This window comes from Streptomyces sp. NPDC052036 (assembly GCF_040680495.1).
Classification (GTDB): Bacteria; Actinomycetota; Actinomycetes; order Streptomycetales; family Streptomycetaceae; genus Streptomyces.
On record NZ_JBFAWW010000022.1, the window covers coordinates 59260 to 79453 of the forward strand.

Sequence of the window (20194 nt, forward strand, 5' to 3'; positions counted from 1 at the left end):
GAAGCCGACCTCATGCTGCGCATCGCCGTCCCCAACAAGGGTTCACTGTCCGGCCCTGCGGCGGAGATGCTGCATGAGGCCGGCTACCAGCAACGCCGGGAGTCCAAGGAACTGAGGATCGTCGACCCGGAGAACGAGGTCGAGTTCTTCTACCTCCGCCCCCGCGACATCGCGATCTACGTCTCCTCCGGCCGCCTCGACATCGGCATCACCGGGCGGGACCTGCTCATCGACTCCGGCGCCAACGCCGAGGAGATCCTTCCGCTCGGCTTCGCCCGCTCGACCTTCCGCTTCGCGAGCAAGCCCGGCACCGCGCGCAGCATCGAGGACCTCGCGGGCACGACGGTCGCCACCTCCTACGAGGGCATCGTCGCCAAGCACCTTGCGGACCAGGGCGTCGACGCCTCCGTCGTCCACCTGGACGGCGCCGTGGAGACCGCCATCGAACTCGGTGTCGCCGAGGTCATCGCGGACGTCGTCGAGACCGGCACCTCGCTGCGCAACGCGGGTCTGGAGGTCTTCGGCGAGCCGATCATGAAGTCCGAGGCGATCGTCGTCCGCCGCACCGGCGCCGACACCGAGGAAGCCAAGGTCCAGCAGTTCCTGCGCCGTCTCCAGGGCGTCCTGGTGGCCCGCACGTACGTGATGATGGACTACGACTGCCGCGTCGAGCAGCTCGAGAAGGCCGTCGCCCTCACCCCGGGCCTGGAGTCCCCGACCGTGTCCCCGCTGCACAACGAGGGCTGGGTCGCCGTCCGCGCCATGGTCCCGGCCAAGGAGGCCCAGCGGATCATGGACGACCTGTACGCGATCGGTGCCCGTGCCATCCTGACCACGGCGATCCACGCCTGCCGTCTGTGAGGGATCGCACACCGATGTCGGATCTGCCGGACCTGCCCGCTCTCCCCGTGACCTTCCGCCCCGCCCGCACCCGGGCCGTGCTGGTCACCGCGGGGATCGCCATATTCGCCGTGATCACCGCGGTCGCCCTGCTGCTGGAGACGCTCACCGCCGGGGAACGCGTCAGCTTCGTGTTCACGGCGGCCCTTCTCGGCGGCGTCCTGCTGCTGCTCTCCCGGCCCAAGGTCGTCGCCGACGAATCCGGGGTCACCGTCGTCAACATCGCCAGCCGGCGCCGCCTGGACTGGGCGGAGATCCTCCAGGTCAACCTGCGTCCGGGTGACCCTTGGGTGTTCCTCAACCTGAGTGACGGCACCAGCCTGCCCGCGCTCGGCATCCAGCCGGGCATCGCCAAGCAGCGGGCCATCGAGGACGCGCGCACCCTGCGCGCGCTCGCCGAGACCCGCTCCACGGCCGGTGTCGAGCGACATCAGGGCTGACTCCGGACCGTCCTCCCCGACACATACGACGGAATCTTGATTAATCTGGTGGGAGAGGCGTTCGTGTTGCGTCTCCGCCCCTGAGGTTCCGCCCGGTGCTCAGGGGTTCCTGCTACCCGAGGAGTGACTCCCTCCGGCGATGGACGGATCGTCCTGTAGTACCTGCGCCGCCCCCTGCCGACATAGCGCGTACCGCTCTCATGCGGTACGCGTCGACGCGGAGGCGGCGGCATCATGACCCTCGCTCTGCTGCTCCTCGGGGCGGCCCTTCTGCTCATCCTGGCCAACGGATTCTTCGTCGCGGCCGAATTCGGACTGGTCACGGTCGAACGGGCCGACGCCGAGAAGGCCGCGGCCGAAGGCGACGGACGGGCCCGTACGGTCGTCGAGTCCCTCAAGGAGCTGTCCTTCCAGCTCTCCGGCACCCAGCTCGGCATCACCATCACCTCGCTCCTCGTCGGCATGCTCGCCGAACCAGCGCTCACTCGGGTGCTGCACGGCCCCCTGGGCCTCATCGGCATCCCCGAGGGCGCGGCGGACGGGATCGCCGTGGTCGTCGGCATGCTGCTGGCGTCCGCCGCCCAGATGGTGATCGGTGAGCTGGTTCCCAAGAACTGGGCGGTGTCCCGCCCGCTCCAGGTCGCCCGCTTCGTAGCGGGCCCCCAGCATCTGTTCTCCCGGCTGTTCCGGCCCGTCATCGCGGCCCTCAACACGGTCGCCAACCGGCTGGTGCGCGCGCTCGGCGTCGAGCCCGCCGCGGAGCTGGCCTCCGCCCGTACGCCCGGGGAGCTGGTCTCCCTGGCCCGCCACTCGGCGCAGGCCGGAGCCCTCGAACAGGACACGGCCGACCTGTTCGTGCGGACGCTGTCCCTCGGCGAGCTGACCGCGCAGCATGTGATGACCCCCCGGGTCAAGGTCAGCGCGCTGCAGTCGACCGCGACGGCCCAGGACGTGGTCAATCTGACCCGAGCCACCGGACTGTCCCGTTTCCCCGTCTACCGAGAGAAGATCGACGAGGTCGTCGGCATGGTCCACCTCAAGGACGCCCTCGCGGTGTCGGCGCACGAACGGCTGCGCACCCCTGTGGTCCGCATCGCCCAGACGCCGCTGCTCGTCCCCGAGACCCTGCCGGTGCAGCCCCTCCTGGAGCTGCTGCGCAGCCAGCAGCCCATCGCGATCGTCGTCGACGAGTACGGCGGTACGGCGGGTGTCGTCACCCTGGAGGACATCGTCGAGGAACTCGTCGGCGAGGTGCGCGACGAGCACGACGTGCAGGACCTGCCGGAACTCGCCGTGGCGCCGCCCGAGGACGGGCGCCCCGCCTGGGAGGCCGACGGCAGCTGCCGGGTCGACATCCTCAAGCGCATAGGCCTGGACGTCCCGGAGGGGCCCTACGAGACCGTCGCCGGACTCGTCGCGGATCTCCTCGGCCGGATCCCGGCGCCCGGCGACCGGGCCGAGCTGCCCGGCTGGCGGCTCACGGTGCGCCAGGTGGAGCACTACCGCGCCGAGCGGGTCAGGCTCGTGAAGCTCGCGGACGCCCTCGCACCGGCCGCGGAGGCGGTGCGATGAGCCTGCTCCAACTCCTGCTCGCCACACTGCTGGTACTGGTGAACGGGTTCTTCGTCGGCGCAGAGTTCGCGCTCGTGTCCGTGCGGCGCAGCCAGATCGAGCCGCTCGGCACCGCACGGGCCCGTCAGGTGCTCTACGGCCTCGAACGGCTTCCGCAGATGATGGCCGCGGCCCAGTTCGGCATCACCGTCTGCTCGCTGACGCTCGGCGCGGTCGCCGAGCCGACCGTGGCCCATCTGCTCGAACCGATATTCGAGGCGGCGCATCTGCCCGACGGGATGGTCCATCCGCTCGGCTATGTGATCGCGCTCGCCGCCGTCGTCTTCTTCCACCTGGTGATCGGCGAGATGCTGCCGAAGAACCTGGCGATGGCGGCCCCGGAGAAGGTCGCGCTCTGGCTCAGCCCGGGACTGGTCGCGTTCGCGCGGCTGTGCCGGCCCGTGACGGTCACGCTGAGCGCCTGCGCCCGGCTGATCCTGAAGCTGTTCCGGGTGGAGCCGAAGGACGAGGTGGAGGCCGTCTTCACCAGCGAGCAGCTCAACCAGCTGGTGGAGGACGCCGGTCAGGCCGGACTGCTCGACCCCGAGGAGCAGGAGCGACTGGAGGACGCGCTGGAGCTGGGCTCACGCCCGGTGACCGATGTCCTCCTCGACCCGGCGCTGCTGGTGACCGTGGCGCCCACGGTGACCCCGGGCCAGGTGGTGGCGCTCACGGCGCGCACCGGGTACTCCCGCTTCCCGGTGGTCGCCCAGAACGGCGCCTTCATGGGCTATCTGCACGTCAAGGACGTCCTCGACCTGGAGGAGTCCGAGCGGGCGGTGCCGCAGCAGCTGTGGCGGCCGATGATCACGCTCGCGGCGGAGCTGCCGCTCGACGACGCGCTCACGGTGATGCGGCGGGCCGCCACCCACCTCGCCGCGGTCGCCGACGGCTCCGGCCGGGTGCTCGGTCTGGTCGCCCTGGAGGACGTCCTGGAACTCCTGGTGGGCGAGGTCAGGGACCCGGCCCACCGGGAGGCCCCGCCCCAGCCGCGCATGCCGGAGGAGCGGGAAGCCGTACCCAGCTGACACCGCGCTCCCGACCACCGGGGCCGGCGTCCGCGATCGCGGACGCCGGCCCTCGCCGTTCAGGGACCCGACGGATCATGCGGCCCGCGCCCGGACAGGACCTCCCCGTAGGCCTGCATCAGATCCGGCAGCCGCAAGGTCGACAAGTCGTCCCGCGTGGGGAGCCCGGGGTATCCGCTCAGCCGGAGGTCCCGGTACGCACAGCTCTTCTCGTACAGCGTCCGCAGGAACCGTCCGTTGCCGAGTTCGTCGATCCAGCCCTGGTCCACGACATGACCGGCGATGGAGCGCAGCTCGTCCAGCGCCTCCTCGTCCCAGACGTCCCCGTTCTCGCCCGCCAGGACCTCGCCGATCGAGGTCAGTTCCAGGGGCCGGTAGGAGGGGAAGTCGACGCGGGTGGTGAAGCGGGAGGACAGGCCCGGGTTGGCGGCCAGCAGGCGGTCCATGCCCTCGGGGTAGCCGGCGAGGATCACCACCAGGTGGTCCCGGTTGTCCTCCGCGCGCTTCAGCAGTACCTGCAGGGCCTCGTCGCCGTACGCGTCGCCCTTGCCGTAGCCCGAGTTGGACAGCGAGTACGCCTCGTCCACGAACAGCACGCCGCCGATCGCCGAGTCGATCAGCTCATTGGCCTTCACCGCGGTCTGGCCCAGGTACTCGCCGACCAGGTCCGCCCGCTGCGCCTCCACCAGATGGTCGCCGCCGAGCAGACCGAGCGCGTAGAAGACCCGGCCCAGGATGCGCGCCACCGTGGTCTTGCCGGTGCCCGAGGGGCCCGAGAAGACGAAGTGGCGCTTGGGCGGCTGTACGGGTAACCCCTGGGCCGCCCGCAGCCGTGCCATGTTCAGCTGTGCCGACAGGGCCTTCACCTGGCGCTTGACGGGCTCCAGGCCGACCATCCGCTCCAGCTCGGTCAGTGCCTCCTCCAGCAGCGCCGGATCCGTGGGGCCTGTCGGCAGCGGCGGCGCCGGGGGCGTGGCCTTCTCCCGTACGAGATCGTTCTGCGCCGGCAGCGGGCCCGTCGGCGGCTCGGGCTCGGACAGCTTCACCTCCCGGCTCTCGGCACCGAAGAGCGGATCGAGGCAGTCCGGCCCGTCCAGCACATCGCCGCCCCCGGCGAGCGCCACCGCCGTGAAGTCGGCCGCATCGTCGTACCCGTCGCCCTCGGCGATCGCGGCGAGTCGTGCGGAGGTGTCCATGAACGCCGGGTCGACCCGGTGCACCGCCCGGTACAGGGGCAGTGCGGCCGCAGAACGGCCGGTGCCCTCGTGCGCCCGGGCCAGCCAGTACCGCAGCTCCTTGCGCTGCGGCTGCTCGCTGCGGCAGCGCATCAGCGCGGCGGACAGCAGCGGCTCGGCCTGGCCGTACGTCTCCAGGCGAACCCGGGCCATCCCGCCGAACAGTCCGGCCTCGATACCCAGCATCGGGTCGTCGATCAGCGGATCGGTGTGCCGGACCAGTTGCTCCCAGTCCTTGACGAGATAGGCGCGGCAGGCGTGCAGAAAGCGGACCTGGGCGTCGGTGTCGACGGGCGGCAGCCCGGCCAGCGCCCGGTCCAGCTCCGGGACATGGCGGCCGTCCAGCCAATGCGAGGCGTGCGCGAGCAGCAGGTCGCGCGGGCTCTCCAGCACCGGCTGCACCCACCAGCCCAGCCAGTACCAGGAGTTGATCGTCCGCCGGTGCCGCGCCCGCTGCTCCCCGAAGCGGTCGCGATGGCGGAACATCCGGAGCAGCGCGGTCGTCGTGTCCACGCGCAGCGCGTGCAGCCCGAGCCAGCCGTCGGCCATCCCGGGATCCATCCGGACCGCCGCGCGGAACTCCTCCTCCGCCTGCGGATAGGCGCCCATGGTGTAGGCGTCGACGCCTCGCACCCAGGCGAGGTCGGCCGGGGCCTCGGGGCCCCGCGTGCCGAAGTCCATCACGTCCCCCACAAACCGTGCCCCCGTTGGTTCACCGCCGGGCCCGTGCCCGTCGGCCGTTGTGCTCGAACCGCTGTACCGCGGACCGGAGTTGGAACAGTGCGCGAAGCGGCTGTCCGATGGTCGCACCGAGAGGCATCGTACCTGCGGGGGAGTGGCGCACCGAAGGGTGCCGCACGAGCCGTTCGACGAGGCGGGAGTCCACGGGCGCACTACGGATGGTGACCGAGGGTGAGCGGATCACGCCTCGCGGGGCCCGAAAAGAGTGTTCAGGGCAGAACGAAGCCCCCGATCACGGGGGAACAACCGGGGGCTTCGCGTCTGATGGCGGCTTCGAAACCGCACATTGAGAACGTAAGTCCTGGCCCGCCCCCGGGTCAAGCCGACCTGAAGCGCTCAAGGAAGTTCGTCCGCAAGGGCCTTCACGAGGTCAGCACAACGGCGTGGATCCGTCACTGTCGGTGATCTCCTGGTCCGGACCAGAGTTCCCGGCGGGTCCGCGCACCACGTGATAGCCCATCGGCCTCTGGTGCACCAGGAGATCGGCGAACGGTCGCGAGGGGTCCTCGGCGAAGTGCCGTTGCTCCGCCGCCGTCCATCCGGCCCAGAACGCGGTCTGCTCCTCGCCGTCCCGCGTCCGTCCGCGCTCCCAGGCCTCCTCGCGCGGCAGCTCCATCCACAGCAGCCGTGCCAGATGGGGGCGCAGCGCGCGGCGTCCGACGCCGACCCCCTCGACGAGGACCACCGGAGCGGGCGGCAGTGTGCGGGCGGGGGCGAAGGCCCGGGTGCGCCAGTCGTAGGGCTGGTAGTGCGCGGTCTCGCCGCGGCCGAGTGGGGTGATCACCTCGCCCAGGAGCCGGTCCGTCCAGGCGAAGAGCTCCTCGTGGGTGGCGATGTCGTCGAGGTGCAGCACGGGCGCACCGAGCGCGGCCGCCAAGTGTCCGGTGAACGTGGACTTCCCGGAGCCGGCGTGCCCGTCGACGCCGACGAGGCGGACGGGGCCGCAGGACGGCGGCAGCCGCCGCAGACGGGAGGCGAGCGCGTGAATGGTGATTCCTGGGAGGGAAGGGACAGGGGCATTTTCCGCGGGGACATTTTACGCGAGGACATTTTACGCGACCGCGTCAGGGACCCCGGGCCGGAAAATCGGTCTCGCATTGAACTGTTCATTGATCAACCACCGGGCGCGGTCCAGGAGGCGGGAATGAGCATTCCGGTTGTGCCGCATGGTGAGTAAGGTGCAGATGCGCAACCGCCGGTGTCGTTACGGGGACGGACAGGGGAGCATGGCCGCGGGGTTATTCGCAGGGCAGTACGTGTGGCATCCGGCGGCCGACGACCGTGAGCTGGCGAGCGTGTGCCTGGAAGTACGGGCCGGCCGCTATCTGGGCGCCCACGGACTGCTCGCCGAGACGCGTGACGACCCCGGGCTGCGCGCCCATCGCTCCCTGGTGCTCGCCTCCGAGGCCGCCGACTCCGACCTGGCCGAACGCTGGCTCGCCGAGGAGCCCGGCCCCGAGGCCGCGTTGTTATGGGCACGCGTGGCCGTGCTGCGGGCGCTGCGGGCCGCGGACGCACGCGACGAGCGGGCCCGTCCACTGGAGCACATCGCGCTGAAGGCATGTGCGCGCGCCACCGTCATGGCGCCGCACGACCCCACTCCCTGGGTGGCCAGAATGTCCCTCGCGCGGCTGCACGAGATCCGTGAACCCGCCCCGCACGGACTGCTCACCGCGCCGCCGGGCCCCTGGGAGCTGTTCTCGCACATCCTGCGGCTCGACCCCTTCCACCGCGAGGGCCACCACCGCTTCCTCGCCTACTTCTTCGCCCGCCACCGGGGCTCGGTGAACGCCGCCTGGGACGTCGCGGCCTTCCTCAGCCAGCGGGCGCCCGTCACCTCTGCGCTGCGGCTGCTTCCCCTGGTCGCGCTCGTGGAGAGCTACAACCCGGCGCAGTCGCTCGCCGACCGCGTCTGGGAGCAGCCCCAGTGGCGCTCCACCGCGCTCGCGGTCTACCAGAACTGGCTGCCCGAGGTCGCCGGTTACCGCTTCACACCGGTGCTCGATCTGGCGTATCTCGCGCACGCGCTGGTCATGGCCCAGTGCGTGTTCGAGGCACGCGCCGTCCTGACGACCATGGGGCCCTACGCCTCCCGTATGCCGTGGAGCGTCTTCGGGGACCCCGAGGAACAGCTCTCGCGCGCTCGTCGCGCCTGTGGACTGCCCGTGCCGGGAGCGCCCTGATCGGTCCCTCCGTCCCTCCGTCCATCGGTCCACTCCCCACACAGAAAGGGTCCGGTTGTGTCAGAACGGACGTCGATGCCCCGTACGAGACGCCGTGCGGGCCGGGATCCCGTCGCGATCGACGACGATGCCACCCTGCACGCGATGGGATATCCGCGGAAACTCACCCGAAGGTTCCAGGCCTTCGACAATTTCGCCATATCCTTCACCATCATCAACATCCTCTCCGGAATTTTCTCCTCGTTCGGCTTCGGTATGAACGCGGGCGGACCTCGCATTCTCGTCTTCGGCTGGATCGGGGTCTCCGTCATGGTGCTTTTCGTCGGCGCCGCGATGGCGGAGGTGGCATCCGCCTATCCGACCAGCGGGGCCCTGTATTTCTCCGCCGGGAAACTCGCCCGGCGGCACAAGGGCGCATGGTCCTGGTACACCGGCTGGCTGAACTTCGTGGGCCAGGTGGGCGGTACCGCGGCCACCGGATACGCGGCCGCCACCTTCATCCAGGCGTTCGTCGCCCTGCAGTGGACCTCCTACCGGCCCACCGCCCACCAGACCGTGCTGATCACGGTGCTGATCATCGTGTTCCAGGGGTTGGCCAACACCTACACCGTGCGTCTGGTCGCGCTCCTCAACCGGATCTCCGTCTGGTGGCTGCTGATCGGGCTCGTGGTGATCGTGGGCGCCCTGGTCGTCGGCCCCGAGGAGCACCGCCCGGCCTCGTTCGTGACGCACTTCGCGAACAACACCGGCTTCACCAACGGGATCTACGGCGGCATGCTCGGCCTGCTCGTCACCAGCTGGACCTTCACCGGCTTCGACGGCAGCTTCCACATGTCCGAGGAGACGGTCCGGGCGACGGTCAACGCGCCCCGGGGCATCACCCGCTCCATCGCCTGGTCAGCGGCCACCGGACTCGTCCTCATGCTGGCTTTGGTGTACAGCATCGGCAACTATGCCAAGGTGGCCGGCTCCTCGGCGCCGCCCGTACAGATCCTCATCGACGGGCTGGGCACGAGCGTGGCGAAGGTGCTGCTGCTGATCGTCATCGGCGCCATGCTCTTCTGCGGCCTGGCCAACCTGACCAGCAACACCCGGCAGATCTTCGCCTTCTCCCGGGACGGCGCGATGCCCGGTTCCCGCTGGTGGCACTCGGTCTCGCCGCGCACCCGTACCCCGGTCAAGGCGGTGTGGCTCGCGGTCGTCTGCTCGCTCGCCCTGGTGCTGCCCGGCTGGTGGTCCCACACCGCCTTCACCGCGATCGTCAGCGTCAACGTGGTGGGGCTCTTCCTCGCCTACGCCGTGCCGATCTTCCTGCGGCTCCGGCTCGGCGCCGACTTCCGTCCCGGGCCCTGGCAGCTCGGGCGCTGGAGCCGGCCCGTCGGGGTGGTGGCGGTCGCCTGGATCCTGCTGAGCAGCGTGCTGTTCATGCTGCCCCAGGCCTCGCCGATCACCGTCGACTCCTTCAACTACGCCCCGATCGCCCTCGGCGTCGTGCTGGTCGTCGCCACGGTCTGGTGGTTCGCCACCGCGCGCCGCCGTTTCCAGGGGCCGGTCAGCTACGGCCGCCCGGACGAGGTGGCGGCGATGGACCTCGTCTGAGGGACACCGCGGCCCGGCGCCGCGTCCGGCGGGATGCGCACAACTCGTGCTCACCCGCCGGGCGCGCCGGGGCGTGCGGCCTCCGCGTGCATCCGCCGGGCTCGGAAGCCCCAGGTCCCGCCAGTGGTCGGGACCAATAGTGGTGGACACGCCGAGGGCCGAAGCGGTGGCGTACTCCCCGTACGGCCGCCATAGTTGGCGCACACCGTGCGTCCGGACCACCGCTTCAGGACACCTGGGGGTCATCGACCGATGAGCAGAGCTTCAGAGCCGTCCCGCAGAACCGTCCTCGCCGCCGCGATCGCCGTGGCCGCGGCGACCGGGGCGGTCACGGGTCCGCCGGCCGCGGCCGCCCCGGCCGATCCGGCCACCGGGCCGGCGGAGGAATCCCCGCGCCCCGTGGACTACCGCGCCTGGACCACCTACTCCGACTGGCGCAGCGGCGCCGGCCAGGGGGTCCGGGCCCTCGCCGGCACCCGCCCCGGGGTGGTGATCGCCACTCCGGCAGGCCGCACCGACTACACGGACCCGCACACCGGGAAGACCGCGAGCTGGGAGTACGCCACCTGGACCTCGCCGGTGCACCGCCTGTCCGTCCCGTCCACCGAGGCCGTCGCCTCCTGGAACGCGAGCGCCCCCGCGGGCACCTGGCTCCAGGTCGAGCTGCGGGGCACCTACTCCGACGGCACGGACACCCCCTGGTATGTGATGGGCCGCTGGGCGGCCGGCGACCAGGACATCCGGCGGACCTCCGTCGACGACCAGACCGACGGCAAGAGCACCATCTCGACGGACACCTTCGCCGTCGCGAACGCGGCCTCGGGCCTCCGCCTGGTGTCGTACCGCCTGCGTCTGACCCTCTACCGCACGCCGGGCACCCGGCTCACCCCGACCGTGTGGCGCCTCGGCGTCATGGGCTCCGACGTCCCCGACCGCTTCACCGTCCCGGCCTCCGCCCCGGGCCTCACCCGGGAGCTGGCCGTCCCGCGTTACTCGCAGGAGATCCACAAGGGCCAGTACCCCGAGTACGACAACGGCGGCGAGGCGTGGTGCAGCCCCACCTCCTCGCAGATGATCATCGAGTACCGGGGTGGGCGGCTCACCCCCGAGCAGCTGTCCTGGGTCGACCCCTCGTACGCCGACCCGCAGGTCTGCCACGCGGCCCGTTCCACCTACGACTACCAGTACGAGGGCTGCGGCAACTGGCCGTTCAACGCGGCCTACGCGGCCACGTTCAAGGACCTTCAGGCCGTGGTCACCCGGCTCTCCTCGCTCACCGATCTGGAGCGGCTGATCGCGGCGGGCATCCCCGTGATCACGTCCCAGTCGTTCCTGAAGGAGGAGCTGACGGGGGCCGGGTACGGCACCTCAGGCCATCTGATGACCGTGATCGGCTTCACCGCCGCAGGCGATGTGATCGCCAATGACCCGGCCTCGCCCGACGACAACGCGGTACGGCGCGTCTACCGCAGGCGGGAGTTCGAGAACATCTGGCTCAGGACCAAGCGGTACAACGCCTCCGGCCAGGTCGTCTCCGGCACCGGCGGGGTCTGCTATCTGTACTTCCCGGCACACCCGACCGCCCGGCAGAGCAAGGCGCTGGCGGCGGTGGGCGTGCGCTGACCCGGAAGCGGGGAAGCACGGAAGCACCCCCACCACCCGTCCCCGAGGCCCCCGTCACGGCGGGGGCCTTCGTGTGCGCCGCGCCGCCGCCCGCCCCCGGCCGACCCGGGGCCACGGCCTGTGACCAAGGTCTCCGCCGCACCGGCTCATTCCGGTGGCAAGGTGGACAGAAGGGGGAGTCCACCGCACGAGCCAAGACCAGCGAGCCGCCATGACCGCCATCTCTGCCGCCGCCGCCCGACTCCGCGCCCGCACGGGCGGTCCCCGGGACGACGGCCCGAAGATCCTCGAACACCTCGTGGGCTGGGTCCTCGTGGTGGTCCTCGCGATGCTCGTCACCCAGCTCGGCTGGCTGTGACCCGGGCCTCCCGCCCCTTCCTGAACAAATAGGCCCGCGAATTCCGAACACTGTCCCACCAAGTCGATCAGGGTCGAACATGCTGGGGATGTCGTTCTGCAATACTGCGGATGTCCCGCCGGCAGTTGGAGGCTTGGGCCGAAATTGAATAACAGTCAACAGCGAGACGGCGTACGCCCGCGGGTGCGCGGCACCGATCGCTCTCTGGCACGCCGCGCCGAACTCATCGCCATCGGGCGGAAGTTATTCTCCGACACCTCGTACGACGCGTTGTCGATGGACGACATCGCACGTCACGCCCATGTGGCCAAAGGGCTGATCTACTACTACTTCAAATCGAAGCGCGGCTATTACCTCGCGATTGTCGAGGATTCGGTGGCCAGTCTCGTGACCCTGGCGGCCGGCAGCCTCGGACTGCCGCCCCTGGAGCGGGTGCACCGGACCATGGACAGCTATCTGCGCTACGCGGAGCACAACCAGGCCGCGTACCGCACGATCGTGAGCGGCGGGGTGGGCTTCGACGCCCAGGTCCACGCCATCCGGGAGGGCGTGCGCGAGGCGATCGTCACCACCATCGCCGAAGGGGCGTACGGCAGGCGGGAGATCGGCCCGCTGGCGCGCATGGGTCTGCTCGGCTGGGTGTGCAGCGTGGAGGGCGCGACCCTCGACTGGATCGACCGCCCGGTGCTGTCCCGCGACACCATGCGCGAACTGCTCGTGAAGACCCTCGGCGGCACCCTGCGCGCCATCGAGGAACTGGAGCCCGCCTATGTCGCCCCGCCGCCCGCGCGTCGGGACACCTGACGGCTCCCTCGGACCGCACGCCTGGGCGGGAGCCGCCGCGACTCCCGCCCAGGTTCCCTGCCGGGTGCGTCAGTTGATGGCCTTGATCAGCTCTCCGTTCGCGGTGTCACCGCTCAGCTCCCAGAAGAAGGTGCCGCCCAGGCCCTGCTGGTTCTTGTAGGTCATCTTCGTCGCGACGGTCGACGGGGTGTCGTAGCTCCACCAGTTGTTCCCGCACTTGGCGTATGCGGTGCCGCCCACCGTGCCGGTCGCCGGACACTTGGTCTTCAGTACCTTGTAGTCCTCGATGCCCTGCTCGTACGTGCCCGCCGCCGGGCCGGTGGCCGTCCCGCCCGGCGCCGCCTGGGTGACACCGGTCCAGCCGCGCCCGTAGAAGCCGATGCCGAGCAGCAGCTTCGAGGCCGGGATGCCGAGGCCCTTGAGCTTGGCGATGGTGGCGGAGGTGTCGTAGCCGGCCTTCGGGATGCCGGAGTAGGAGTTCAGCGGCGAGTGCGGGGCCGTCGGGCCGGTCGCGTCCCAGGCGCCGAAGTAGTCGTACGTCATCGGGTTGTACCAGTCGACGTACGCCGCCGCTCCCGCGTAGTCCGCCGCGTCGATCTTGCCGCCGCTGGTGGCGTCGGCGGTGATCGCCGCCGTGACCAGCGAGCCCGAGCCGAACTTCGACCGCAGGGCCGCCAGCAGATTCCTGAAGGCCGCCCGGCCGCTGGTGTCGCAGGTGTTGCCGCAGGCGTTCGGGTACTCCCAGTCGATGTCGATGCCGTCGAAGACGCCCGCCCACTTGGAGTTCTTCACCAGGTCGTAGCAGGACTGGGCGAAGGCGGCGGGGTTCTTCGCGGCCTCGCCGAAGCCGTTCGACCAGGTCCAGCCGCCGAAGGACCACAGGATCTTGAGGTTCGGGTGCTTCTTCTTCAGCTTCAGCAACTGGTTGAAGTTGCCGCGCAACGGCTGGTCCCAGGTGTCGGCGACGCCGTCCACCGACTCGGCCGCGGTGTAGGCGCGGTCGGTGGCGGCGTAGGAGTCACCCATCGCGCACTTGCCGCCGGTGACATTGCCGAAGGCGTAGTTGACGTGGGTGAGCTTGGCCGCCGACCCGGAGGTCTCGATGTTTTTGACGAGGTACTTGCGGTCGTAGGTGCCCCATTCGGTGAAGTAGCCGACCACCTTGGAGCCCGCCGCGGCGGCCCGGGCGGACCCGGCCTCGGCGGCCCGGGCGGACCCGGCCTCGGCGGCGGTCGCGGTGCCCGCGCCGGCGAGCGGTCCCGCCCCGAGGACGGCGCTGCACGCGACGGACAGGAGCGCCCGCAGGGGGAGGGCGCGGAAGCGGTGAGATGTGAGCATCGTGTCTCCTCCGTGGGGGAGAGGGGAACGCGCGCTGACGGAACGCGTGCCTATTGGCATGGACGCGGTGAAGTGATGGGCCGCAAGATTAGGAGGACTAGACCAGTGGGGTCAATGGTTCGGACCAATTTCGGTGAGGGAATGTTTCTTGAAGTAAGCGGTCGTTAACTGGTGACTCCATGCCTCCGATCGGGCATACTCCAACCGCCACAACCGCTGGTCAGCCGCCTCCGAGACCCGGAGCCGCGAGCATCGGCCAGGCCCAGTGAGACCCGGCGGAGCCGCCCCCACCCAAGGCGCGCGTCCGCCGATGATCCCGAAAAGGGAGAGGAGCGTCGCCATGCCCGACCACGCCCCGCAGCCGGTGGACCGTGTACTGCCCACGGACGAGGCCAGGGACCTGATCTCGCTCGTCCGCGACATCGCGCAGCGTGAGATCGCACCGAAGGCGGCCGAGGAGGAGTACGCCGGACGCTTCCCGCGCGAGGTCTTCCGCCTGCTCTCCGAGTCCGGGCTCCTCGGCCTGCCCTACGCCTCCGAGTACGGCGGCGGTGACCAGCCCTACGAGGTCTACCTCCAGGTCCTGGAGGAACTGGCGGCGGTCCGCCTCACCGTCGGCCTCGGCGTCAGCGTCCACACCCTCGCCTGCCACGCCCTCGCGCACTACGGCACCAAGGAACAGCAGGTCGAGCATCTGCCGGCGATGCTCGGCGGCGGACTGCTGGGCGCCTACTGCCTCTCCGAGGCATCCTCCGGATCGGACGCGGCGTCCCTGCGCACCAAGGCCCGCCGCGAGGGCGACGACTGGGTGATCAACGGCACGAAGGCATGGATCACGCACGGCGGGATCGCCGACTTCTACACCGTGATGGCGCGCACCGGCGCGGAGGGGTCGCGCGGGATCACGGCCTTCCTCGTCCCTGGCGACGCCGAGGGGCTGAGCGGTGTGACGCCCGAGAAGAAGATGGGCATGACGGGCTCGCCGACCGCACAGGTCCACCTGGACGGAGTGCGGGTGCCCGACGAGCGGCGCCTCGGCGAGGAAGGTCAGGGCTTCGCCATCGCCCTGTCCGCACTCGACTCCGGGCGGCTCGGCATCGCCGCCTGCGCGATCGGGCTGGCCCAGGCAGCCCTGGACGAGGCGGTCGGGTACGCGACCGAGCGTCTGCAGTTCGGGCGGCCGATCTCGGACTTCGAGGGGCTGCGTTTCATGCTCGCCGACATGGCGACGCAGATCGAGGCGGGCCGGGCGCTGTATCTGGCGGCGGCGCGGCTGCGGGACGCCGGGCGGCCGTTCGCCAAGCAGGCGGCCATGGCCAAGCTGCACTGCACGGACACGGCGATGAAGGTCACCACCGACGCCGTGCAGGTGCTCGGCGGATACGGCTACACCGCCGACTTCCCGGTCGAGCGCTATATGCGCGAGGCCAAGGCGCTGCAGATCGTCGAGGGGACCAATCAGATCCAGCGGATGGTCATCGCCCGTCACCTCGTGGGTCCCGAGTCGCGCTGAACGGATCCTGGCCCGCCGTGCGCCGCCCCGAGCCGGCCGGGGGTGCGGCGAGCCGTACCCACTCCGGGTCGTGACGCCCCGGCAGCGTACGGCCGCGGTCGGCCCAGGTCCGCATCAGCGCACGGTAGATGGGCGGATCCTGGGGCTGGGGCGGCGGCGGAAGCACTGCTGCCGACACCGGGACGAACACCCGTCGCCGAGGACCGGTCGCCGATTGTGTGGCGGTCATGCATGAGGAACGCCGGGGCGTGTGCGCAGGTCACCGGCCCCCGTATTCGAGCGTGAGTTCCGGGAGGGCTCGTACGGGGGCACGGTGCGCCTTCCTCCGCCCCGGGGTCCGCTGACGCGGTATCGGACGGCGAGGGCCCGGCGGCGACGCACCTGATGCGAGGTCAAGTCCCTCAGGCGGGCGGGGACCTCACTGCGACGGGCAGCGGGGTGCCGCGGTGTCCCGGCGGCGAGGCCGGCCGGGACGGTGTCCGGGGCCGTGCGGCGGCGGACGAGCGGGGTGTGGCTCAGGCCGCCTGAGAGGGCATCACCGTCACCCGCATCGGGCGCGAGCCCGGGCCGCCGACGTGCGAGAACGGCTGCATCCGCCAGTCGAGACCCTGAGGGAGCGTCAGCAGCAGGGCGGTGTCCTGCTCCTGGGGCGCCGCGGACTCGTCCGCGGGCCGGGCCTCGGCCGCCGCGCGGCCCGTGCCCGAACAGACCGTGAGCCCGAACGGGTTCCACGGCGAGGCGCACAGCGCGTGCTCGGGCAGGACCTCCTCGTCCGCCAGAAGTGCGATGGGCTGCGCGCAGTCCGGGCAGAACACCCGGTACATCTCGAAGGTGTCGTACGCGTCGAACTCGTCGTCGACAGCGGGTTCGACGCCCTCCGGCTCGGGCTCGACGACCGGCTGCTGCCGCTTGGACGCGCTGCGATCAGGGCGCTTCAGACTCTGCATGGGATTCTCCCCCTCGGGCTGGGCCGACCAGGCACCGCGGCCTCGACCACAGCAAGCACTTCCCGTCCGGTCTCGGCGGTAATCACGAGGACATCACGAAGCCTGTTCGGGTGCTGTGGCGTTCGTCACATGCCACTCGCAGGTGCCGGGTGCGCCCGCCGTCGGCCGCGGCGCACGGTACCTGCGCGCGGCACCCGCACGGCGCTCCCCTGTCTGCCGCGGAGGGATCTCGTGTCTGCCGCGGAGGCTCCCGTGCCGTTTCCGCCAAGATCACAAACCGGGTATGACCTGCGCCTGAGGTATCCGTGGGGATCGGCCGCCCTGTAGGTTCTAGCGCCATGGAGGAGCTGGACCGACAGATCGTGCAGCTGCTCGTCAAGGACGGGCGGATGAGCTACACCGACCTGGGCAAGGCCACGGGCCTGTCCACGTCGGCCGTGCACCAGCGGGTGCGTCGGCTGGAGCAGCGTGGCGTCATCCGCGGGTACGCGGCCGTCGTCGACCCGGAGGCCGTCGGTCTGCCGATGACCGCCTTCATCTCGGTGAAGCCGTTCGACCCCAGTGCCCCCGACGACATCGCGGACCGGCTGGCCGGCGTCCCCGAGATCGAGGCGTGTCACAGCGTCGCGGGCGACGAGAACTACATCCTCAAGGTCCGCGTGGCCACGCCCCACGAGCTGGAGGAGCTGCTCGCGCGGCTGCGGACGCTCGCGGGGGTCTCGACGCGCACGACGGTGGTCCTCTCCACCCCCTACGAGGCACGGCCGCCCCGGGTCTGACACCTGGGGCGGGACCTGCGTGCCGGTCCGCCCCGGTGAGGCGCGAGACTGTCCCCATGAACGAGCGCACCGCCCCGCCGCAGACCGTCCTGCTGCGCCGAGGAGAAGTCCACAGCCCCGCAGACCCCTTCGCGACGGCCATGGTCGTCGAGCACGGGCAGATCGCCTGGGTCGGCTCCGAAGGCGCCGCAGACGCCTTCGCGGACGGCGTGGACGAGGTCGTGGACCTGGATGGCGCGCTCGTCACCCCGGCCTTCACCGACGCACATGTGCACACCACCTCCACGGGTCTCGCGCTCACGGGTCTCGACCTGTCCGGCGCGCCCTCCCTGGCGGCCGCCCTCGCCCGCGTCCGCGAGTTCGCCGCCGACCGCCCCCAGGACCGCGTTCTGCTCGGTCACGGCTGGGACGCGGCCCGCTGGCCCGAGCGGCGGGCACCGCGCCGGGACGAACTCGACGAGGCCACCGGCGGCCGTCCGCTCTACCTCAGCCGCATCGACGTCCACTCCGCCGTCGTCAGCACCGCGCTGCTGGACCTGACGCCCGGCGTACGCGAGCGCGACGGCTTCAGCGACGGCGAAGCGCTCATCCGGGACGCCCACCACGCCGTGCGCGCCGCGGCGTTCGCGGCGGTGACCCCCGCGCAGCGCACCGAGGCCCAGCGGACCGCCCTCGCGCACGCCGCCTCCCTCGGCATCGGCTCGGTCCACGAGTGCGCCGGCCCGGAGATCTCCTCCGAGGAGGACCTCACCGGACTGCTCCGTCTGGCCGCCGAGGAGAGCGGCCCCAGGGTCGTCGGCTACTGGGCCGAGCAGGCCGACGAAGGCGTCGCCAGGGCACGGGAGCTGGGCGCGCTCGGCGCGGCGGGCGATCTGTTCGTCGACGGATCCCTCGGCTCGCACACGGCGTGCCTGCACGAGCCGTACGCCGACACGGGCCACGCCGGCACCGCCCACCTGGACGCTGTCGCCGTCGCCGCACATGTCGTGGCCTGCACCGAGAGCGGGCTGCAGGCGGGCTTCCACGCCATCGGCGACGCCGCCGTCACCGCCGTGGTCGAGGGAGTGCGCGCCGCCGCCAAGAAGGTCGGCCTCGCCCGCGTCCGCGCCGGCCGGCATCGCGTCGAACACGCCGAGATGCTCACCCCCGAGACCATCGCGGCCTTCGCCGAACTCGGTCTCACCGCCTCCGTGCAGCCTGCCTTCGACGCCCTGTGGGGCGGCGCGGACGGTATGTACGCGGAGCGTCTCGGCGCCGAGCGGGCCGGCACGCTCAACCCCTTCGCGGCCCTGCTGCGCAGCGGCGTCCCCCTGGCCTTCGGCTCCGACAGCCCCGTCACCCCCCTGGACCCGTGGGGCACGGTGCGGGCGGCGGCCTTCCATCGCACCCCCGAGCACCGGATCTCCGTACGCGCCGCGTTCACGGCACACACCCGCGGCGGCTGGCGGGCGATCGGACGCGACGACGCCGGGGTGCTGGTGCCGGGCGCGCCCGCGGACTACGCCGTCTGGCGCACCGACGCCCTCGTCGTCCAGGCGCCCGACGACCGGGTGGCCCGCTGGTCCACCGACCCCCGTTCCGGCACTCCCGGACTGCCCGATCTGACCCCCGGCACCGACCTCCCCGTGTGTCTGCGCACGGTGGTGGGCGGCCGGACGGTGTTCGTAGGGCCGGGCGAGTGATCTGCCGGGGCGGCGGGCCCGTCCCCGTCCCCCGGGACCCCGTCGTGCGACCTGCGCATCCTCCCCTCTGACCAGGGAACGTACAAAGAAACCGCAGGTCGCACGGCTGTTGACAGTGAGGCGCAGGGGGCCGGTAGGTTCGGCCGCGTCCACCGTCGGACGTCCGACCGGGGAACCTCCGCGCAGTCGCCGGAGCGCCGCTGGGTCAGGGATGGTGTGCCGCACCGGCGCACCACCACTGGGAGCCAGGCTCAGCGCCCCCGCCACGGCACGGGAACGTTCCGGCCGGTCGGCAGGGTGCGACCCGGGTGGGGCCCGGACGTCCAGTAGACAACGGCTCTCGGTCGACCCGCAGCCAGCGGGTCCCAGGTCGGCCCGAAGGGCGCCGGGCCCCCATCCGCAGCAACGTCCCTGCCGGGTCCGGTGAGGCACCCCACGGCGTCCGGCGGAGCGCGGGGGCGCGCCCCCCGACGTCCGCAGAATGCGCAAACCCGTCCTCTTACCCGACTCTTGCGGAATCGACACCCCCATACGAACCTGCTGTCACGTCCGTCCAGGCGACGGCCACTATGGTGGTTGCCTGAGTACGGACACGAAGGGGCAGTAGTGAACGACGGCGACGGGACCCTCGCGGCAGAAGCCCGAGGGAGGCAGTTCGGTCCGCTCGGCACCGCCTTGGTGATCATCCCGACCTACAACGAGGCCGAGAACATCAAGACGATCGTCGGCCGGGTGCGGTCGGCCGTGCCCGAGGCGCACGTCCTCGTGGCCGACGACAACAGCCCCGACGGGACGGGCAAGCTCGCGGACGAACTGGCGGCCGAGGACGACCACGTCCACGTCCTGCACCGCACGGGCAAGCAGGGACTGGGCGCCGCGTACCTCGCCGGCTTCCGCTGGGGCCTGGAGCGCGGCTACGGCGTCCTGGTCGAGATGGACGCCGACGGCTCCCACCAGCCGGAGGAGCTGCCGCGTCTGCTGACCGCGCTCAAGGGCGCCGACCTCGTGCTCGGTTCCCGCTGGGTGCCGGGCGGCCGGGTCGTGAACTGGCCCAAGAGCCGGGAGTTCATCTCCCGCGGCGGCAGCCTCTACTCGCGTCTCGCCCTCGATCTGCCGCTGCGCGACATCACCGGCGGCTACCGAGCCTTCCGCCGCGAGACCCTGGAGGGCCTGGGCCTCGACGAGGTCTCCTCGCAGGGCTACTGCTTCCAGGTCGACCTGGCCCGCCGCGCCGTCAAGGCCGGCTACCACGTCGTCGAGGTGCCCATCACCTTCGTCGAGCGGGAACTGGGCGACTCCAAGATGAGCAAGGACATCCTCGTCGAGGCGCTGTGGCGCGTCACGGCATGGGGCGTCGGGGACCGCGTGGCCAAGGTCAAGGGCCGCGGCACCGACTCCTGAACGTCCGGAGCC

17 protein-coding genes are annotated in these 20194 nt (G+C 71.2%); 13 read left to right on the forward strand and 4 right to left on the reverse strand.

All coding sequences use genetic code 11. The features are described from left to right. The first annotated feature begins 12 nt into the window (after window positions 1–12). The 4 genes from hisG (at window position 13) to AB0L95_RS27215 (ending at window position 3979) form a co-directional block, all read left to right on the forward strand. Window positions 13–861: an ATP phosphoribosyltransferase gene (gene hisG / locus AB0L95_RS27200; protein WP_365165580.1), complete on the forward strand. Its 849-nt coding sequence runs from the start codon at window positions 13–15 to the stop codon at window positions 859–861. 14 nt (window positions 862–875) lie between these two features. Then, window positions 876–1340, forward strand: coding sequence for a PH domain-containing protein (locus AB0L95_RS27205; protein ID WP_365165582.1), 465 nt, complete (start codon window positions 876–878; stop codon window positions 1338–1340). A 234-nt stretch (window positions 1341–1574) separates the two neighbouring features. Continuing rightward, on the forward strand, window positions 1575–2912 hold the full coding sequence (locus tag AB0L95_RS27210) for a hemolysin family protein (protein ID WP_365165585.1): 1338 nt from the start codon (window positions 1575–1577) through the stop codon (window positions 2910–2912). Next, the gene (locus tag AB0L95_RS27215; RefSeq protein WP_365165587.1) at window positions 2909–3979 is read left to right on the forward strand and encodes a hemolysin family protein; all 1071 of its coding nucleotides are present in this window, start codon (window positions 2909–2911) and stop codon (window positions 3977–3979) included. Before AB0L95_RS27210 ends, AB0L95_RS27215 begins: the two co-directional genes overlap by 4 nt. A 59-nt stretch (window positions 3980–4038) precedes the next feature. On the opposite strand, the gene AB0L95_RS27220 is transcribed toward AB0L95_RS27215, so the two are convergent. Together AB0L95_RS27220 and AB0L95_RS27225 are read right to left on the reverse strand one after the other, a co-directional pair. Beyond that, window positions 4039–5895, reverse strand: coding sequence for an AAA family ATPase (locus AB0L95_RS27220; protein ID WP_365165589.1), 1857 nt, complete (start codon window positions 5893–5895; stop codon window positions 4039–4041). A gap of 430 nt (window positions 5896–6325) precedes the next feature. Beyond that, a complete protein-coding gene (locus AB0L95_RS27225) occupies window positions 6326–6943 on the reverse strand; it encodes a hypothetical protein (protein WP_365165705.1) in 618 nt (205 codons plus the stop codon). A 238-nt stretch (window positions 6944–7181) separates the two neighbouring features. On the opposite strand from AB0L95_RS27225, the gene AB0L95_RS27230 reads away from it, so the two are divergent. From AB0L95_RS27230 to AB0L95_RS27250, 5 genes are all read left to right on the forward strand, one after another. Continuing rightward, window positions 7182–8138: a hypothetical protein gene (locus AB0L95_RS27230; RefSeq protein ID WP_365165591.1), complete on the forward strand. Its 957-nt coding sequence runs from the start codon at window positions 7182–7184 to the stop codon at window positions 8136–8138. 75 nt (window positions 8139–8213) lie between these two features. Beyond that, window positions 8214–9737, forward strand: coding sequence for an amino acid permease (locus tag AB0L95_RS27235; protein WP_365165593.1), 1524 nt, complete (start codon window positions 8214–8216; stop codon window positions 9735–9737). A 252-nt stretch (window positions 9738–9989) separates the two neighbouring features. Further along, window positions 9990–11360: a peptidase C39 family protein gene (locus AB0L95_RS27240; protein ID WP_365165595.1), complete on the forward strand. Its 1371-nt coding sequence runs from the start codon at window positions 9990–9992 to the stop codon at window positions 11358–11360. 211 nt (window positions 11361–11571) lie between these two features. Continuing rightward, window positions 11572–11718, forward strand: a complete 147-nt coding sequence (locus AB0L95_RS27245) for an SCO1431 family membrane protein (protein WP_365165597.1) — start codon at window positions 11572–11574, stop codon at window positions 11716–11718. A 144-nt stretch (window positions 11719–11862) separates the two neighbouring features. Continuing rightward, the gene (locus AB0L95_RS27250) at window positions 11863–12522 is read left to right on the forward strand and encodes a TetR/AcrR family transcriptional regulator (RefSeq protein WP_365165599.1); all 660 of its coding nucleotides are present in this window, start codon (window positions 11863–11865) and stop codon (window positions 12520–12522) included. 69 nt (window positions 12523–12591) lie between these two features. Here the strand turns inward: AB0L95_RS27250 and AB0L95_RS27255 are convergent, their stop codons facing one another. Next, window positions 12592–13860, reverse strand: a complete 1269-nt coding sequence (locus AB0L95_RS27255; protein WP_365165602.1) for a glycoside hydrolase family 18 protein — start codon at window positions 13858–13860, stop codon at window positions 12592–12594. Window positions 13861–14200: 340 nt separating this feature from the next. On the opposite strand from AB0L95_RS27255, the gene AB0L95_RS27260 reads away from it, so the two are divergent. Next, window positions 14201–15373, forward strand: coding sequence for an acyl-CoA dehydrogenase family protein (locus tag AB0L95_RS27260; protein ID WP_365165605.1), 1173 nt, complete (start codon window positions 14201–14203; stop codon window positions 15371–15373). A gap of 515 nt (window positions 15374–15888) precedes the next feature. Here AB0L95_RS27260 and AB0L95_RS27265 read toward each other — a convergent pair. Continuing rightward, the gene (locus tag AB0L95_RS27265) at window positions 15889–16320 is read right to left on the reverse strand and encodes a hypothetical protein (protein ID WP_365165608.1); all 432 of its coding nucleotides are present in this window, start codon (window positions 16318–16320) and stop codon (window positions 15889–15891) included. A 338-nt stretch (window positions 16321–16658) separates the two neighbouring features. Here AB0L95_RS27265 and AB0L95_RS27270 point away from each other — a divergent pair, with 338 nt between their 5' ends. From AB0L95_RS27270 to AB0L95_RS27280, 3 genes are all read left to right on the forward strand, one after another. Continuing rightward, on the forward strand, window positions 16659–17099 hold the full coding sequence (locus AB0L95_RS27270; RefSeq protein ID WP_365165611.1) for an Lrp/AsnC family transcriptional regulator: 441 nt from the start codon (window positions 16659–16661) through the stop codon (window positions 17097–17099). Window positions 17100–17155: 56 nt separating this feature from the next. Beyond that, complete coding sequence (locus tag AB0L95_RS27275; protein WP_365165614.1) at window positions 17156–18781, forward strand: amidohydrolase; 1626 nt, start codon at window positions 17156–17158, stop codon at window positions 18779–18781. Window positions 18782–19387: 606 nt separating this feature from the next. Next, window positions 19388–20182 (forward strand): polyprenol monophosphomannose synthase, encoded by a 795-nt coding sequence (locus AB0L95_RS27280; protein WP_365165616.1) that lies wholly within the window; start codon window positions 19388–19390, stop codon window positions 20180–20182. Window positions 20183–20194 lie beyond the last annotated feature (12 nt).

Excerpts from the sequence above, each read along its gene's own strand:
- hisG (WP_365165580.1), top strand. The coding sequence starts at position 13 with ATGCTGCGCATCGCCGTCCCCAACAAGGGTTCACTGTCCGGCCCTGCG.
- AB0L95_RS27205 (WP_365165582.1), top strand. The coding sequence starts at position 876 with ATGTCGGATCTGCCGGACCTGCCCGCTCTCCCCGTGACCTTCCGCCCC.
- AB0L95_RS27210 (WP_365165585.1), top strand. The coding sequence starts at position 1,575 with ATGACCCTCGCTCTGCTGCTCCTCGGGGCGGCCCTTCTGCTCATCCTG.
- AB0L95_RS27215 (WP_365165587.1), top strand. The coding sequence starts at position 2,909 with ATGAGCCTGCTCCAACTCCTGCTCGCCACACTGCTGGTACTGGTGAAC.
- AB0L95_RS27220 (WP_365165589.1), bottom strand. The coding sequence starts at position 5,895 with ATGGACTTCGGCACGCGGGGCCCCGAGGCCCCGGCCGACCTCGCCTGG.
- AB0L95_RS27230 (WP_365165591.1), top strand. The coding sequence starts at position 7,182 with ATGGCCGCGGGGTTATTCGCAGGGCAGTACGTGTGGCATCCGGCGGCC.
- AB0L95_RS27235 (WP_365165593.1), top strand. The coding sequence starts at position 8,214 with ATGCCCCGTACGAGACGCCGTGCGGGCCGGGATCCCGTCGCGATCGAC.
- AB0L95_RS27240 (WP_365165595.1), top strand. The coding sequence starts at position 9,990 with ATGAGCAGAGCTTCAGAGCCGTCCCGCAGAACCGTCCTCGCCGCCGCG.
- AB0L95_RS27245 (WP_365165597.1), top strand. The coding sequence starts at position 11,572 with ATGACCGCCATCTCTGCCGCCGCCGCCCGACTCCGCGCCCGCACGGGC.
- AB0L95_RS27255 (WP_365165602.1), bottom strand. The coding sequence starts at position 13,860 with ATGCTCACATCTCACCGCTTCCGCGCCCTCCCCCTGCGGGCGCTCCTG.
- AB0L95_RS27260 (WP_365165605.1), top strand. The coding sequence starts at position 14,201 with ATGCCCGACCACGCCCCGCAGCCGGTGGACCGTGTACTGCCCACGGAC.
- AB0L95_RS27265 (WP_365165608.1), bottom strand. The coding sequence starts at position 16,320 with ATGCAGAGTCTGAAGCGCCCTGATCGCAGCGCGTCCAAGCGGCAGCAG.
- AB0L95_RS27270 (WP_365165611.1), top strand. The coding sequence starts at position 16,659 with ATGGAGGAGCTGGACCGACAGATCGTGCAGCTGCTCGTCAAGGACGGG.
- AB0L95_RS27275 (WP_365165614.1), top strand. The coding sequence starts at position 17,156 with ATGAACGAGCGCACCGCCCCGCCGCAGACCGTCCTGCTGCGCCGAGGA.